This is a genomic window from Staphylococcus pseudintermedius, from assembly GCF_001792775.2.
Taxonomy (GTDB): domain Bacteria; phylum Bacillota; class Bacilli; order Staphylococcales; family Staphylococcaceae; genus Staphylococcus; species Staphylococcus pseudintermedius.
This window is the reverse complement of sequence record NZ_MLGE02000001.1, coordinates 1-15,911: the sequence shown is the minus strand read 5'-3', so window position 1 is coordinate 15,911 and position 15,911 is coordinate 1. Positions and strand designations below refer to the sequence as shown.

General features: G+C 43.5%; 8 protein-coding genes, 20 tRNA genes, 3 rRNA genes and 1 other RNA gene. All 32 read left to right on the top strand.

Annotated elements, in window-relative coordinates; all coding sequences use genetic code 11:
• Positions 1-36: 36 nt before the first annotated feature.
• Positions 37-1,668, top strand: coding sequence for an alpha,alpha-phosphotrehalase (gene treC, locus BJK46_RS00160; RefSeq protein WP_103263481.1), 1,632 nt, complete (start codon positions 37-39; stop codon positions 1,666-1,668).
• Positions 1,669-1,689: 21 nt separating this feature from the next.
• Positions 1,690-2,418 carry a trehalose operon repressor gene (gene treR / locus BJK46_RS00155; RefSeq protein ID WP_103263482.1) on the top strand — a complete coding sequence of 243 codons (729 nt, stop codon included), beginning with the start codon at positions 1,690-1,692 and terminating at the stop codon, positions 2,416-2,418.
• Between the two features lie 91 nt (positions 2,419-2,509).
• Positions 2,510-2,779: signal recognition particle sRNA large type (gene ffs / locus BJK46_RS00150), an RNA gene on the top strand.
• Between the two features lie 101 nt (positions 2,780-2,880).
• Complete coding sequence (locus BJK46_RS00145) at positions 2,881-3,414, top strand: GNAT family N-acetyltransferase (RefSeq protein ID WP_063279040.1); 534 nt, start codon at positions 2,881-2,883, stop codon at positions 3,412-3,414.
• A 66-nt stretch (positions 3,415-3,480) separates the two neighbouring features.
• On the top strand, positions 3,481-5,184 hold the full coding sequence (gene dnaX, locus BJK46_RS00140; RefSeq protein ID WP_103263483.1) for a DNA polymerase III subunit gamma/tau: 1,704 nt from the start codon (positions 3,481-3,483) through the stop codon (positions 5,182-5,184).
• Positions 5,185-5,275: 91 nt separating this feature from the next.
• Positions 5,276-5,596 (top strand): YbaB/EbfC family nucleoid-associated protein, encoded by a 321-nt coding sequence (locus BJK46_RS00135; RefSeq protein WP_014614827.1) that lies wholly within the window; start codon positions 5,276-5,278, stop codon positions 5,594-5,596.
• A gap of 1 nt (position 5,597) precedes the next feature.
• Positions 5,598-6,194, top strand: a complete 597-nt coding sequence (recR, locus tag BJK46_RS00130; protein WP_014614826.1) for a recombination mediator RecR — start codon at positions 5,598-5,600, stop codon at positions 6,192-6,194.
• 551 nt (positions 6,195-6,745) lie between these two features.
• Positions 6,746-8,297 (top strand): 16S ribosomal RNA (locus BJK46_RS00125).
• Between the two features lie 392 nt (positions 8,298-8,689).
• Positions 8,690-11,611 (top strand): 23S ribosomal RNA (locus tag BJK46_RS00120).
• Positions 11,612-11,689: 78 nt separating this feature from the next.
• Positions 11,690-11,804, top strand: a 5S ribosomal RNA gene (gene rrf / locus BJK46_RS00115).
• The 16S, 23S and 5S rRNA genes sit together here with 20 tRNA genes alongside, the layout of an rRNA operon.
• 12 nt (positions 11,805-11,816) lie before the next feature.
• A tRNA-Val gene (locus BJK46_RS00110) sits at positions 11,817-11,892 on the top strand.
• A gap of 23 nt (positions 11,893-11,915) precedes the next feature.
• Positions 11,916-11,991 (top strand) — tRNA-Thr (locus tag BJK46_RS00105).
• A 4-nt stretch (positions 11,992-11,995) separates the two neighbouring features.
• Positions 11,996-12,068, top strand: a tRNA-Lys gene (locus tag BJK46_RS00100).
• A 4-nt stretch (positions 12,069-12,072) separates the two neighbouring features.
• Positions 12,073-12,154 (top strand) — tRNA-Leu (locus BJK46_RS00095).
• A gap of 3 nt (positions 12,155-12,157) precedes the next feature.
• Positions 12,158-12,232 (top strand) — tRNA-Gly (locus BJK46_RS00090).
• Positions 12,233-12,238: 6 nt separating this feature from the next.
• Positions 12,239-12,327 (top strand) — tRNA-Leu (locus BJK46_RS00085).
• A gap of 17 nt (positions 12,328-12,344) precedes the next feature.
• A tRNA-Arg gene (locus BJK46_RS00080) sits at positions 12,345-12,418 on the top strand.
• Between the two features lie 13 nt (positions 12,419-12,431).
• Positions 12,432-12,505, top strand: a tRNA-Pro gene (locus BJK46_RS00075).
• 22 nt (positions 12,506-12,527) lie between these two features.
• Positions 12,528-12,603: transfer RNA gene (locus BJK46_RS00070), tRNA-Ala, on the top strand.
• 30 nt (positions 12,604-12,633) lie between these two features.
• Positions 12,634-12,707, top strand: a tRNA-Met gene (locus tag BJK46_RS00065).
• 25 nt (positions 12,708-12,732) lie between these two features.
• Positions 12,733-12,806: transfer RNA gene (locus BJK46_RS00060), tRNA-Ile, on the top strand.
• A gap of 8 nt (positions 12,807-12,814) precedes the next feature.
• A tRNA-Ser gene (locus BJK46_RS00055) sits at positions 12,815-12,907 on the top strand.
• A 17-nt stretch (positions 12,908-12,924) separates the two neighbouring features.
• A tRNA-Met gene (locus BJK46_RS00050) sits at positions 12,925-12,998 on the top strand.
• Positions 12,999-13,012: 14 nt separating this feature from the next.
• Positions 13,013-13,089, top strand: a tRNA-Asp gene (locus BJK46_RS00045).
• Positions 13,090-13,099: 10 nt separating this feature from the next.
• Positions 13,100-13,172, top strand: a tRNA-Phe gene (locus BJK46_RS00040).
• A gap of 14 nt (positions 13,173-13,186) precedes the next feature.
• Positions 13,187-13,259 (top strand) — tRNA-His (locus tag BJK46_RS00035).
• Between the two features lie 19 nt (positions 13,260-13,278).
• Positions 13,279-13,352: transfer RNA gene (locus BJK46_RS00030), tRNA-Gly, on the top strand.
• A 7-nt stretch (positions 13,353-13,359) separates the two neighbouring features.
• Positions 13,360-13,434, top strand: a tRNA-Asn gene (locus BJK46_RS00025).
• 1 nt (position 13,435) lies between these two features.
• Positions 13,436-13,507, top strand: a tRNA-Glu gene (locus tag BJK46_RS00020).
• A gap of 49 nt (positions 13,508-13,556) precedes the next feature.
• Positions 13,557-13,645: transfer RNA gene (locus BJK46_RS00015), tRNA-Ser, on the top strand.
• Positions 13,646-14,262: 617 nt separating this feature from the next.
• Positions 14,263-14,334: a putative holin-like toxin gene (locus BJK46_RS12590; protein ID WP_112424775.1), complete on the top strand. Its 72-nt coding sequence runs from the start codon at positions 14,263-14,265 to the stop codon at positions 14,332-14,334.
• 407 nt (positions 14,335-14,741) lie between these two features.
• Positions 14,742-15,911: minor capsid protein (locus BJK46_RS00005; RefSeq protein ID WP_242445275.1), on the top strand; the 1,170-nt coding region annotated here is incomplete at its 3' end.

The following is a 15,911-nucleotide window of genomic DNA, read 5'->3' as shown; positions in this document are numbered from 1 at the left end:
ATGTTGCACAGCACAAAGAAAAAAGGTGGGTTTCACATGGTAAGGCAAGATTGGAAAAAATCAGTCGTGTATCAGATTTATCCAAAGTCTTTTAACGATACGACAGGTAATGGGGAAGGCGATTTAAAAGGGATTATTGAGAAACTGGATTATTTACAATTTTTAGGGGTCGATTATTTATGGCTCACACCGATTTACGATTCGCCGATGAATGATAACGGATATGACATTCGTGATTACTATCAAGTGAATGCACAATTTGGGGATAAAGAAGACTTACGTACATTGATTGATGAAGCACATGCACGAGGATTGAAAGTGATGCTCGATATTGTTATCAATCATACATCTACGGAACACGAATGGTTTCAACAAGCGCAGCAGTCGGTAGACAACCCGTATCGAGATTATTACTTTTTCAGACGTTCAGAAGACGGACCGCCGACGAATTGGTTATCGAAGTTTGGTGGGAATGCATGGCAATACGATGAGCAAACGGATGCCTATTATTTGCATTTATTTGATGTTACGCAAGCGGATTTGAACTGGGATAATCCCGAAGTGCGTCACGCATTGTACGAAATGATTAATTATTGGATTGATTTCGGTGTAGATGGTTTTCGATTTGACGTAATTAACTTGATTTCTAAAGATACGTTTGAAGACTCAAATGAGATTGGTAAAGAGTATTACACTGATGGGCCACGTGTTCATGACTATATCCATGAAATGAATCGTCATACGTTTGGTGATCGAGATATGATGACAGTTGGGGAAATGTCGTCTACATCCATTGACCATTGTATTCAATATACGAATCCAGAGCGCCAAGAGTTGAGCAGCGTGTTTAACTTTCATCATTTAAAAGTCGACTATCGTGATGGACAAAAGTGGACGAACCAAAAATTTGATTTGTTGCAATTGAAGCAGATTTTGATGGAATGGCAAACGAAAATGTATGCTGGTAATGGTTGGAATGCGATTTTTTGGTGTAATCATGACCAACCACGTGTCGTTTCAAGGTTTGGTAGTGATGCGACTGAAGCGTTACGTCAACAAAGTGCCAAAACGCTAGCCATTGCTTTACATTTATTACAAGGGACACCCTATATTTACCAAGGTGAAGAAATTGGTATGACAGATCCACATTTTCAATCGATTCAACAATATCGTGATGTAGAGTCGTTGAATGCGTATCGTGAAATGCGTGAAGCAGGTGTCAACGAAGCGGAAATTTTAACGATACTCGGGCAAAAATCACGTGATAACTCACGTACGCCAATGCAATGGAATGGTGAAGCACATGCCGGTTTTACGACGGGTACACCATGGATAGATGTTGCAGATAATTATGATACGGTGAATGTTGAAGCGGCCATGGCAGACCCGGAATCCATTTTATACACGTACAAAAAGTTAATTCAGTTACGTCATGAACACGATATAGTGACGTACGGAGAAGTTGTACCGCGTTATCTCGATCATCCGCAACTGTTTGTGTATGAACGACGCTATCAAGGGGACACTTGGTTGATTATTGTGAATATGACATCAGAAAAAGTGACATTGCCAGAAGATTTGGATCGCTCTGGTTCGGTCGTCCTTCAAAATGGTATAATTGAAGGGAATGAGCTCGAAGCATACGCAACAATCGTTGTAGCGAGATAATGAAAATGAGAGGCAAGGCGGATGAAAAACCAAAATAAATTTCAATATATTTATGAACGTTTACGTATAGCAATTTTGGAAGGGGAATATAAATACGGCGAACAATTGCTTTCTGAACATCAGTTGGTGAAAAAATACAACGTGTCACGTGAAACAGTGCGGAAAAGTTTGAACATGCTCGTCTTGGATGGCATGATTCAAAAGATTCGTGGTAAAGGTTCAGTCGTCATTTATCAAGGCGTGACAGAGTTTCCGTTTGCTGATTTGAAAAGTTTTAAAGAGGTTCAAACGCAACTCGGACTTCATTACGAAACGGTCGTCGTTCGTTTTGAAAAGGTTAAAGCTGCAGACGTGCCTCAAGTGAAAAAAGCGTTGGAACTGACAGCTGAAGCAGAATTATGGCATTTTGTTCGTTATCGTCAAATTGAAGGGGTAACAAAAATCGTTGATGAAGATTACGTACGTGTCGATTTGTTTCCAGAGTTGTCTGCAGAAGTCGTTCAAAACTCTTTGTATGATTATATTGAAAAAGAAAAAGGCTATGAGATTAGTTTTTCGAGTAAATCCATTACATTTGAACCGTTTGGAGAACTGGAACGAGAAGCATTTAGGAATGTGACCCCTCAGTATTCAGCAACAGTACGAGGTATCGTCCATTTGAAAGATACGACAAAATTTCAGTATAATATCTCTAAACACATTGCCACTGAATTTAAATTTATTGATTTTTCTAGACGACATCCACATTGATCATCATAGGTGAAACATTACATCATTTTCATTGCTCGCAATTTTGATTATGCTTGCAATTCTAATCTGAAATATAGTATTATTATTTGTACCGTGCTAAGCGGGGAGGTAGCGGTTCCCTTTACTCGAAATCCGCTTTACGCGAGGCCGAATTCCTTTGTGAAGGGTGTGTATTTGTGAAGTCTGCCCAGAGCACGAGGTGTTTGAAGATTTCGGTCCTATGCAATATGAACCCATGAACCATGTCAGGTCCTGACGGAAGCAGCATTAAGTGGATCCTCGTATGTGCCGTAGGGTAGCCGAGATTTAGCTGTCGACTCTGGTAACGTTTGTGATGCGCATTCGATACAGAGGTGCACGGTTTTTAATTTTAAATGTAATGTATTGTGAAATAGATGTAAGAGTGGCTGTTAAGAGTCGCTCTTTTTTTATACTTTATTTTAATGCAAAGGGGTTGAAGCAATGTCTATATTTTTAAGTACACCCACCGAAAATGACTATGAGGCGACATATGAGTTGTTGGCGAATGCTTTTGAAGATGTCCCTGAGTCTGATCATCAAGAACATCATCTCGTCAAACGTCTGCGCTTGTCACCGAATTATCGTTATGAATTAGAAGTCGTTGCGAAAACAGATGAAGGCGACATCATCGGCCACGGCATGTGTTCTGAAGTGACGATTCAAAATGATGACACGACGTATACTGCACTTGCATTAGCTCCGTTAGCTGTCGTGGCGGAATATCGTAATAAAGGAATTGGTCGAGCGCTCGTTCAGGCCTTAGAGGAGCGTGCGTTTGCTGAGAACTATACAACAATCGTCGTGTTAGGCCATGCGGATTACTATCAAAAGTTAGGTTACGAGGAAGCAATACGGCATCATATTTTGGCGCCATTTGATGTACCGTCTGAAAACTATCGCGTCAAATTTTTGTGGGATACACTCGAGGACCCACCTAACGGTAAAGTGATCTATCCGGAAGCGTTTTTTGAATAGGATGTCGCCATACAAATCAGTCGTAACGTGCTATAATGAAATCATTGTTAATTCGGAGGTGCCAAATTGGATTACCAAGCATTATATCGTATGTTTCGCCCCCAAAGCTTTGAAGATGTTGTAGGGCAGGAGCATGTGACCAAAACACTTAAAAATGCTATTGCTAAAGGTAAACAGTCGCATGCTTATATTTTTAGTGGGCCACGTGGTACTGGGAAAACGAGTATCGCTAAAATATTTGCCAAAGCGATTAACTGTGAAGTACGCGATGATGGCGAACCGTGTAATGAATGTGCAAGTTGTAAAGGAATCACACAAGGGTACAATTCTGATGTGATTGAAATTGACGCAGCAAGCAACAATGGTGTCGACGAAATTCGTAATATTCGTGATAAGGTGAAATATGCCCCGAGTGAATCGAAATATAAAGTGTACATTATCGATGAGGTGCACATGTTGACGACAGGGGCATTCAATGCGTTGTTGAAAACGTTAGAAGAGCCGCCTGCACACGCCATTTTTATTCTTGCGACGACTGAACCACATAAAATACCGCCGACGATTATTTCGCGTGCACAACGCTTTGACTTCAAGGCGATTAATGCCAACCGTATTGTGGACCGTTTGCGCTATGTGGCACACCAACAACAAATTGAGTTTGATGAGGCTGCTTTGACGTTTATTGCTAAAGTGTCTGAAGGTGGGATGCGTGATGCGCTCAGTATTATGGACCAAGCGATTGCATTTGGTGATGAACGTTTGACATTAAAGGATGCTTTAGATGTGACAGGAAGTTTAGATGAGTCTGATCTCAACGCTCTTTTCCAAGACGTTGTTCAAGGTCACGTCCATGAAGCCTTTGAACGTTATCATCAATTTGTGAGCGAAGGGAAAGAAGTGAATCGTCTCATTAATGACATGATTTATTTTGTAAGAGATACGATTATGGCAAAAACGACGCAATTAGAAACAGAATACGATGCGCTTATGCCATTCAATTTAGAAGTCTTATACAAAATGATAGATGTCATTAACGATACACTCGTATCCATTCGATTTAGTGTGAATCAAAACGTCCATTTAGAAGTCTTGCTCGTGAAGTTATCTGAAATGGTGAAAGAAGTGAACCGTACAGGTGAAGTCGTAGTCAATCATGCGCCAACTGAACAACATGACGCGATGATGAGACGAATGGAAGCGTTGGAGTCTGAGTTACAAACATTAAAATCTCAAGGCTTCTCAACCGCGACCGCACAACCTAAGCCACCAGCAGCAGCTAAACGTAGGGGAAGCGGTTCGACGTATTCTATTGAACAAATTGCGAAAGTATTGGATAAAGCGAATAAAGAAGACATTGCGCTTATTAAAGAACGTTGGGCGGATGTCATTCAATATGCGAAAGATCGCAATCAAAAATCGCTCGTCAGCCTACTTCAAAATTCAGAACCTGTCGCAGCAAGTGAAGATAAAGTGTTAATCAAATTTGACGAAGAAATTCATTGCGAAATCTTGAAAAAAGATGAAGAGAAAAAGCGAAGTATTGAAAATGTCGTGAAAGATATGATTAACAAATCTGTAGAAGTGGTCGGTGTCCCAGCTGATAAATGGATGCAGGTCCGCAGTGATTACATTTCAAATCGTAAACGCGGAAATACTCAGAGCAACGCATCAGAAGCGAAAAAACCTGCTGAACAACAAAATGACGTCGTACAAACTGCAAAAGATTTGTTTGGCGAAGAGATGGTGCATCTGATGGACGAAGAAACATGACAAGCGATTGAAAGGTATGTATAATTGAAATCGAATCTAAGAGAGACAAGCTCTTATTATCATAGAGTTGAAAATTAAGGAGGATTTATTTATGCGCGGTGGCGGAAATATGCAACAAATGATGAAACAAATGCAAAAAATGCAAAAGAAAATGGCAGAAGAGCAAGAAAAATTAAAAGAAGAACACGTTGAAGGAACAGCTGGCGGTGGCATGGTCAAAGTCGTTGTTTCTGGACATAAAGAAGTGGTCGATGTCATCATTAATGAAGAAGTGGTAGACCCTGAAGACGTAGAAATGTTACAAGACCTAGTATTAGCAGCAACAAACGAAGCGATGAATAAAGCAGATGCATTAACTGCAGAGCGTTTAGGTAAACATACTAAAGGTCTTAACATCCCAGGAATGATGTAAGATGCATTATCCTCAACCGATATCGAAACTGATTGATAGTTTCATGAAATTGCCAGGCATTGGTCCTAAGACGGCTCAACGTCTGGCATTTCACGTACTAGATATGAAAGAAGATGACGTCGTACAATTTGCTAAAGCACTCGTAGATGTTAAACGAGAACTCACCTATTGTAGTGTATGTGGTCATATTACCGAACAAGACCCTTGTTATATTTGTGAAGATAAACAGCGTGATCGTTCAATGATTTGTGTCGTTGAAGATGATAAAGATGTGATTGCGATGGAGAAAATGAAAGAATATAAAGGGTTATATCATGTGCTACACGGGACGATTTCACCTATGGATGGTATCGGACCTGAAGACATCAATATTCCAAGTTTAGTAGAACGCTTAAAAGATGAAGGGGTCAAAGAGTTAATTTTAGCTATGAACCCGAATTTAGAAGGTGAATCTACAGCGATGTACATCTCACGCCTTGTTAAACCTTTGGGTATTCGTGTGACGCGATTGGCACAAGGTTTGTCGGTAGGTGGCGATTTGGAATATGCGGATGAAGTGACATTGTCGAGAGCGATTTCTGGCCGTACGGAAATGTAATGGTTTAAACTTATATGAAGAAAAGCGACATGGGTGGTTGCATACACATGTTGCTTTTCTTTTTTGTTGTTATGGATTCGGGGGGGATTATGTATAAAAAAGATGCGATTTTAAAACGTTTGATGTGGGGTGCTATATGAAGTATGCAGCAAATGATTAGGTTGGCTGTAGTTGAGATAGAATGTTTGATTACATTTTTTTCAATTCATCCTAAAAATAAAAAACAACAATGTGCGCTTTATATAACAAAGTGATTGAAATGGTGTAATTTTTATGATTGTTAAACTGTTTAAAAGGCTGTATAGTTATATCTTGTTGAGCGGCACAATAAGTTGCCACAACGAAGATGAAAAATTAATTAAAAAAAGTTGTTGACTTTGTTGAATGACTTGTGTATAATTAATTCTTGTCGAGTCAAAAAAAGAAATGACATGAACATTGAAAACTGAATGACAATATGTCAACGTTAATTCCAATAATTTGAGTACTTCAAAAGTACTTTCGAGAGTGATTGACTTAAACAATCAACGAGCTATATCAAGCTTACTTCTTTTATGGAGAGTTTGATCCTGGCTCAGGATGAACGCTGGCGGCGTGCCTAATACATGCAAGTCGAGCGAACAGATAAGGAGCTTGCTCCTTTGACGTTAGCGGCGGACGGGTGAGTAACACGTGGGTAACCTACCTATAAGACTGGAATAACTCCGGGAAACCGGGGCTAATGCCGGATAACATGTTGAACCGCATGGTTCTACAGTGAAAGACGGTCTTGCTGTCACTTATAGATGGACCCGCGCCGTATTAGCTAGTTGGTGGGGTAACGGCCTACCAAGGCGACGATACGTAGCCGACCTGAGAGGGTGATCGGCCACACTGGAACTGAGACACGGTCCAGACTCCTACGGGAGGCAGCAGTAGGGAATCTTCCGCAATGGGCGAAAGCCTGACGGAGCAACGCCGCGTGAGTGATGAAGGTCTTCGGATCGTAAAGCTCTGTTGTTAGGGAAGAACAAATGTGTAAGTAACTGTGCACATCTTGACGGTACCTAACCAGAAAGCCACGGCTAACTACGTGCCAGCAGCCGCGGTAATACGTAGGTGGCAAGCGTTATCCGGAATTATTGGGCGTAAAGCGCGCGTAGGCGGTTTTTTAAGTCTGATGTGAAAGCCCACGGCTCAACCGTGGAGGGTCATTGGAAACTGGAAAACTTGAGTGCAGAAGAGGAAAGTGGAATTCCATGTGTAGCGGTGAAATGCGCAGAGATATGGAGGAACACCAGTGGCGAAGGCGGCTTTCTGGTCTGCAACTGACGCTGATGTGCGAAAGCGTGGGGATCAAACAGGATTAGATACCCTGGTAGTCCACGCCGTAAACGATGAGTGCTAAGTGTTAGGGGGTTTCCGCCCCTTAGTGCTGCAGCTAACGCATTAAGCACTCCGCCTGGGGAGTACGGTCGCAAGACTGAAACTCAAAGGAATTGACGGGGACCCGCACAAGCGGTGGAGCATGTGGTTTAATTCGAAGCAACGCGAAGAACCTTACCAAATCTTGACATCCTTTGACCGCTCTAGAGATAGAGTTTTCCTCTTCGGAGGACAAAGTGACAGGTGGTGCATGGTTGTCGTCAGCTCGTGTCGTGAGATGTTGGGTTAAGTCCCGCAACGAGCGCAACCCTTGAACTTAGTTGCCATCATTCAGTTGGGCACTCTAAGTTGACTGCCGGTGACAAACCGGAGGAAGGTGGGGATGACGTCAAATCATCATGCCCCTTATGATTTGGGCTACACACGTGCTACAATGGACAATACAAAGGGCAGCGAAACCGCGAGGTCAAGCAAATCCCATAAAGTTGTTCTCAGTTCGGATTGTAGTCTGCAACTCGACTACATGAAGCTGGAATCGCTAGTAATCGTAGATCAGCATGCTACGGTGAATACGTTCCCGGGTCTTGTACACACCGCCCGTCACACCACGAGAGTTTGTAACACCCGAAGCCGGTGGAGTAACCATTTTGGAGCTAGCCGTCGAAGGTGGGACAAATGATTGGGGTGAAGTCGTAACAAGGTAGCCGTATCGGAAGGTGCGGCTGGATCACCTCCTTTCTAAGGATAATATACGGAATATCACCATCAGGTGATAAGCGAATTAACGTGACATATTGTATTCAGTTTTGAATGCTCATTCATTTGAGGATTCAGAATGAATTGTACATTGAAAACTAGATAAGTAAGTATAGATTTTACCAAGCAAAACCGAGTGACAAGCGTTTAAAAGCTTGAAACAAAAAATTATCGCTAGTCGTCAAATGACGACTCACATAATTAATAACTGGTGATTTTGGAAAAAATTGTATTTCGGTAGACGACATGATGTTTTGAAAACGTTTGTCAGTCTATGAATCACAAGCATGAGCGAAGGCGCTTACTGCGCGTAAGTAACTGAGTGAATGTGAAGTGATGAAGCCGAATGCGAACGTTTGCCAAAATATCATATAGATTAAGTTATTAAGGGCGCACGGTGGATGCCTTGGCACTAGAAGCCGATGAAGGACGTTACTAACGACGATATGCTTTGGGGAGCTGTAAGTAAGCTTTGATCCAGAGATTTCCGAATGGGGAAACCCAGCACGAGTTATGTCGTGTTATCTGCATGTGAATACATAGCATGCAAGAAGGCAGACCCGGAGAACTGAAACATCTTAGTACCCGGAGGAAGAGAAAGAAAAATCGATTCCCTGAGTAGCGGCGAGCGAAACGGGAAGAGCCCAAACCAATAAGCTTGCTTATTGGGGTTGTAGGACACTCTGTACGGAGTTACAAAAGAATTGGTTAGACGAATAACCTGGAAAGGTTAATCAGAGAAGGTAATAATCCTGTAGTCGAAAACGAATTCTCTCTTGAGTGGATCCTGAGTACGACGGAGCACGTGAAATTCCGTCGGAATCTGGGAGGACCATCTCCTAAGGCTAAATACTCTCTAGTGACCGATAGTGAACCAGTACCGTGAGGGAAAGGTGAAAAGTACCCCGGAAGGGGAGTGAAAGAGAACTTGAAACCGTGTGCTTACAAGTAGTCAGAGCCCGTTAATGGGTGATGGCGTGCCTTTTGTAGAATGAACCGGCGAGTTACGATCTGATGCAAGGTTAAGCAGAAAATGTGGAGCCGTAGCGAAAGCGAGTCTGAATAGGGCGAATGAGTATTTGGTCGTAGACCCGAAACCAGGTGATCTACCCTTGGTCAGGTTGAAGTTCAGGTAACACTGAATGGAGGACCGAACCGACTTACGTTGAAAAGTGAGCGGATGAACTGAGGGTAGCGGAGAAATTCCAATCGAACTTGGAGATAGCTGGTTCTCTCCGAAATAGCTTTAGGGCTAGCCTCAAGTGATGATTATTGGAGGTAGAGCACTGTTTGGACGAGGGGCCCCTCTAGGGTTACCGAATTCAGACAAACTCCGAATGCCAAATAATTTAACTTGGGAGTCAGAATGTGGGTGATAAGGTCCATATTCGAAAGGGAAACAGCCCAGACCACCAGCTAAGGTCCCAAAATATATGTTAAGTGGAAAAGGATGTGGCGTTGCCCAGACAACTAGGATGTTGGCTTAGAAGCAGCCATCATTTAAAGAGTGCGTAATAGCTCACTAGTCGAGTGACACTGCGCCGAAAATGTACCGGGGCTAAACATATTACCGAAGCTGTGGATTGTCCTTTGGACAATGGTAGGAGAGCGTTCTAAGGGCGTTGAAGCATGATCGCAAGGACATGTGGAGCGCTTAGAAGTGAGAATGCCGGTGTGAGTAGCGAAAGACGGGTGAGAATCCCGTCCACCGATTGACTAAGGTTTCCAGAGGAAGGCTCGTCCGCTCTGGGTTAGTCGGGTCCTAAGCTGAGGCCGACAGGCGTAGGCGATGGATAACAGGTTGATATTCCTGTACCACCATGATTCGTTTTAAGCGATGGGGGGACGCAGTAGGATAGGCGAAGCGTGCTGTTGGAGTGCACGTCCAAGCAGTGAGATTGAGTGTTAGGCAAATCCGGCACTCTTAAGATTGAGCTGTGATGGGGAGAGGAACTTGTTCCTCGAGTCGTTGATTTCACACTGCCGAGAAAAGCCTCTAGCTAGAATAACGGTGCCCGTACCGCAAACCGACACAGGTAGTCAAGATGAGAATTCTAAGGTGAGCGAGCGAACTCTCGTTAAGGAACTCGGCAAAATGACCCCGTAACTTCGGGAGAAGGGGTGCTCTTTGAGGTTCACGCTTCGAAGAGCCGCAGTGAATAGGCCCAAGCGACTGTTTATCAAAAACACAGGTCTCTGCTAAACCGTAAGGTGACGTATAGGGGCTGACGCCTGCCCGGTGCTGGAAGGTTAAGAGGAGTGGTTAGCGCAAGCGAAGCTACGAATCGAAGCCCCAGTAAACGGCGGCCGTAACTATAACGGTCCTAAGGTAGCGAAATTCCTTGTCGGGTAAGTTCCGACCCGCACGAAAGGCGTAACGATTTGGGCACTGTCTCAACGAGAGACTCGGTGAAATCATAGTACCGGTGAAGATGCCGGTTACCCGCGACAGGACGGAAAGACCCCGTGGAGCTTTACTGTAGCCTGATATTGAAATTCGGTACAGTTTGTACAGGATAGGTAGGAGCCTTAGAAGCGTGAGCGCTAGCTTACGTGGAGGCATTGGTGGGATACTACCCTAATTGTATTGGATTTCTAACCCGCAGCACTTATCGTGCTGGGAGACAGTGTCAGGCGGGCAGTTTGACTGGGGCGGTCGCCTCCTAAAGAGTAACGGAGGCGCTCAAAGGTTCCCTCAGAATGGTTGGAAATCATTCATAGAGTGTAAAGGCATAAGGGAGCTTGACTGCGAGACCTACAAGTCGAGCAGGGTCGAAAGACGGACTTAGTGATCCGGTGGTTCCGCATGGAAGGGCCATCGCTCAACGGATAAAAGCTACCCCGGGGATAACAGGCTTATCTCCCCCAAGAGTTCACATCGACGGGGAGGTTTGGCACCTCGATGTCGGCTCATCGCATCCTGGGGCTGTAGTCGGTCCCAAGGGTTGGGCTGTTCGCCCATTAAAGCGGTACGCGAGCTGGGTTCAGAACGTCGTGAGACAGTTCGGTCCCTATCCGTCGTGGGCGTAGGAAATTTGAGAGGAGCTGTCCTTAGTACGAGAGGACCGGGATGGACATACCTCTGGTGTACCAGTTGTCGTGCCAACGGCATAGCTGGGTAGCTATGTATGGACGGGATAAGTGCTGAAAGCATCTAAGCATGAAGCCCCCCTCGAGATGAGATTTCCCAACTTCGGTTATAAGATCCCTCAAAGATGATGAGGTGAATAGGTTCGAGGTGGAAGCGTAGTGATACGTGGAGCTGACGAATACTAATCGATCGAAGACTTAATCAACATAATTGTTCATAAGGTAATGCTTGTGATAAATATACTTACTATCTAGTTTTGAATGTATGACATTCAACAACTTAATCTGGTGCCAATGGCAAAGAGGTCACACCTGTTCCCATGCCGAACACAGAAGTTAAGCTCTTTAGCGCCGATGGTAGTCGGACTTACGTTCCGCGAGAGTAGGACGGTGCCAGGTTATTACATAATTGGAGAATTAGCTCAGCTGGGAGAGCATCTGCCTTACAAGCAGAGGGTCGGCGGTTCGATCCCGTCATTCTCCACCATTTTTAAAAAATAAATATGAGTAGCCGGCCTAGCTCAATTGGTAGAGCAACTGACTTGTAATCAGTAGGTTGGGGGTTCAAGTCCTCTGGCCGGCACCATGATGAGCCATTAGCTCAGTTGGTAGAGCATCTGACTTTTAATCAGAGGGTCAGAGGTTCGAATCCTCTATGGCTCACTTTGCGGGTGTGGCGGAATTGGCAGACGCACTAGACTTAGGATCTAGCGCCTTACGGCGTGGGGGTTCGACTCCCTTCACCCGCATATGCAGAAGTAGTTCAGCGGTAGAATACAACCTTGCCAAGGTTGGGGTCGCGGGTTCGAATCCCGTCTTCTGCTCCATTATTTGCCGGGGTGGCGGAACTGGCAGACGCACAGGACTTAAAATCCTGCGGTGAGAGATCACCGTACCGGTTCGATTCCGGTCCTCGGCACCATTGTTTCTGTTTCATATGCGCCCGTAGCTCAATTGGATAGAGCGTTTGACTACGGATCAAAAGGTTATGGGTTCGACTCCTATCGGGCGCGCTACATTACCTTACGGGAAGTAGCTCAGCTTGGTAGAGCACTTGGTTTGGGACCAAGGGGTCGCAGGTTCAAATCCTGTCTTCCCGATAGCTTTTAAAATTATTTATATGGGGGCTTAGCTCAGCTGGGAGAGCGCCTGCTTTGCACGCAGGAGGTCAGCGGTTCGATCCCGCTAGTCTCCACCATTTAAATTTAATACTAATACAACTACATAAGGCGGCGTAGCTCAGCTGGCTAGAGCGTACGGTTCATACCCGTGAGGTCGGGGGTTCGATCCCCTCCGCCGCCACTAATTTTAGTTGAAAATATTATTAGGACCTTTAGCTCAGTTGGTTAGAGCTAACGGCTCATAACCGTTCGGTCGCAGGTTCGAGTCCTGCAAGGTCCATATAATTCGGAGGAATACCCAAGTCTGGCTGAAGGGATCGGTCTTGAAAACCGACAGGGGCTTAACGGCTCGCGGGGGTTCGAATCCCTCTTCCTCCGCCATTATTATTTTTTATTACCGCGGGATGGAGCAGTTCGGTAGCTCGTCGGGCTCATAACCCGAAGGTCGGTGGTTCAAATCCGCCTCCCGCAATATTATTTATAAGTGGTCCCGTAGTGGAGCGGTTTAACACGCCTGCCTGTCACGCAGGAGATCGCGGGTTCGATTCCCGTCGGGACCGCCATTATTAAAATGGTTCAGTAGCTCAGTCGGTAGAGCAAAGGACTGAAAATCCTTGTGTCGGCGGTTCGATTCCGTCCTGAACCACTTCTTAAATCACGGCGGTTGTGGCGAAGTGGTTAACGCATCGGATTGTGGTTCCGACACTCGTGGGTTCGATTCCCATCAACCGCCTATATCGTTTATTTTTAATGCGGGTGTAGTTTAATGGCAAAACCTCAGCCTTCCAAGCTGATGTTGTGGGTTCGATTCCCATCACCCGCTCCATTGTTATTCCACAGTAGCTCAGTGGTAGAGCTATCGGCTGTTAACCGATCGGTCGTAGGTTCGAGTCCTACCTGTGGAGCCACGGCCCCTTGGTCAAGCGGTTAAGACACCGCCCTTTCACGGCGGTAACACGGGTTCGAGTCCCGTAGGGGTCATATAGTCAGAAGTGAAATATCGCTTCTGATTTTTTATATTTTATAAGGTGGAAAGTTGTCCGAGTTGGCCGAAGGAGCACGCTTGGAACGCGTGTAGGCGCCACAAGCGTCTCGAGGGTTCGAATCCCTCACTTTCCGTAAGGAGCCGAAAAAGTAGTTTAAACTTTTTCGGCTCTCTTTTTACATATAAGCTCAAAACACTGTCATATCAAGGATTTGAGACTACTTCATTAAATACATAGAAAACAAAATTTAACTATACTTAACTTAGTTTTTAAAATTTTTGGTCACAATGTGGCTGATTGAAGGTGCCCAAAACACAAATTTAGTCACAAGATTTGAGTCGTTTAGCCACAAGTGATCAATCATCTCATTTTTCTACAATATACATAAAAAATAAAGCACTTAGTCCAGTGAACAATATGGATTAGGTGCTTTTTTATTGGTAGACAGTGGAATTACTAATTGAGTAATAGTTTGTTATTGGCTTACTGAGCGCATTATCAATCGTTTTTTTCATTTTTACATAACTGTAAACAATCAGTATTCATACCAGAAGTTATCATGTGCCAACACAATAATTGCTTATGGCTTATCTTGTAGATGCTGATTTAAATTTAACATAACTAGGCGAAATGTTGTTGTCACTATAAAATAAACAGGTGAGAAAGTTAGATAGATGGTGGCTATCTTAGTATAAAGTGAGGTGATGCCTATGAGAGCATCAACAAAATCTTTAGAAAGGAGAGGCTTTAATGATTAGTATTGCAGATGCACTAATGATTATGCTAGGGTTTGGTACATTTACTGTAGCCCTCATACATTAAGTTGTCTCAATCGATAAAAAATCAAAAAAATAACCATCACTAGCTTTGGAGAATGTGATGGTTATTTAATAATCAAGTAATAATCCACCGTCTTTTTAACGGTCTCATTAAGGCAATACACTTCATGTGTGTTGCCTTTTATATTTATAAATTAACATAACAACTTCACTTTGTCTAATACATTAGATTCATCTATTGAAAACAGCTTTCTACAATATACATAAAAAATAGAGCGCTTAGTCCAACAACAATAAGGAATAAGTGATTTTTTATATGAGTAACCGGATGGATGAGTAATGGTTTGTATTAAAGTTACTGGTTCATTAAAAGGATTTATGTAACGCTTGCAATTGATACAACTAATAATCATTGAAATAAAAGTATCGTTTAAATCAAAAAAGTCGAACTTGAGTGATTACTGGTTAGAGCGGGCACAACAAGCGATACAATCTGAGACGCTTGAGGATGCAGCTAAAGTAGCTGAAATTGAGCGTATCGTTGCGATGATGATTGCGGATATCTACAAAACATTATTAGCGTATTATGGGAAGCTTGCGACGGCTGAGGGGATTGACTGGCGAGAAGCAAAAAAGATTGTGGATGCGTTCGATGTTGAAATGTTTCAAATGCAAGCGAAGGCGTATGTTGAAAATAAAGATTTTAGCGAAAAAGCGAATAAAGAACTTAAACGCTACAATACAGCCATGTATGTGAGCCGTGAGCAGTTGTTAAAGCATGAGCTCGGTTTGATTGTGACGAAAGGCTATGCAGAACAAGAGAATGTGGTGAATCATCATCTACAAGAGACTGTGACACGTACATTACGACATCAAGCGGGAATTTTAGGGGCTGATGTGCATGTGAAGCCGACAGATGTGGAAGCGATTGTGTATTCTAACTTTGGCAAGCTGAATTGGTCTGAGCGACTTTGGAACAATCAAGATGAACTCAGAAAAGATGTTGAGCGGATGGCCAGTCATGTAATGTTACGTGGCCGACATCCGTATGAGTTTGTGCCTGAGATACGTAAGAAACAGAAGCAGACAGTCGCTAATACGAAAAGGTTATTGATTACCGAAGCTGCACGCGTTCAAACAGAAGCGCAGAAATTGCATTATTTAGAGACAATGGGTGACGATGCCGAATATGAGTTCGTGGCGAAACGTGATGAAAAGACATCTAAAATCTGTCGTCATTATGATAAGAAAGTGTTTAAAGTCAAAGACATGGTGCCAGGTGTCAATGCCCCGCCGATGCATCCCCATTGTCGAAGTACGACAGTGCCACATGTAGGTAACTGGCGTGACAAGTTCTTCAAAGATAGACAAGGGAAATACAGCGTTGAGTACGATAAAGTTTTACAAAAATCAGCTAAAAAGGAAATAACGGATGCCATTGATAGTGGTAAAATAAAAGTTGAATTGAACGTTGAAAAGCAGAATCGACACCAATTAGGTCATCAATTGTATGAAGATTATAAGAAAAAGAATTTACAAAAAGGTAAGGCAATACCAAGTTATACGCTATTAGATAACAGTGAATTAAATTCATTAATACATCAAAAAGCGGGTAAAGGT

Coding starts and splice junctions, on each gene's coding strand:
- treC (WP_103263481.1), top strand. CDS start 37: ATGGTAAGGCAAGATTGGAAAAAATCAGTCGTGTATCAGATTTATCCA.
- treR (WP_103263482.1), top strand. CDS start 1,690: ATGAAAAACCAAAATAAATTTCAATATATTTATGAACGTTTACGTATA.
- BJK46_RS00145 (WP_063279040.1), top strand. CDS start 2,881: ATGTCTATATTTTTAAGTACACCCACCGAAAATGACTATGAGGCGACA.
- BJK46_RS00135 (WP_014614827.1), top strand. CDS start 5,276: ATGCGCGGTGGCGGAAATATGCAACAAATGATGAAACAAATGCAAAAA.
- recR (WP_014614826.1), top strand. CDS start 5,598: ATGCATTATCCTCAACCGATATCGAAACTGATTGATAGTTTCATGAAA.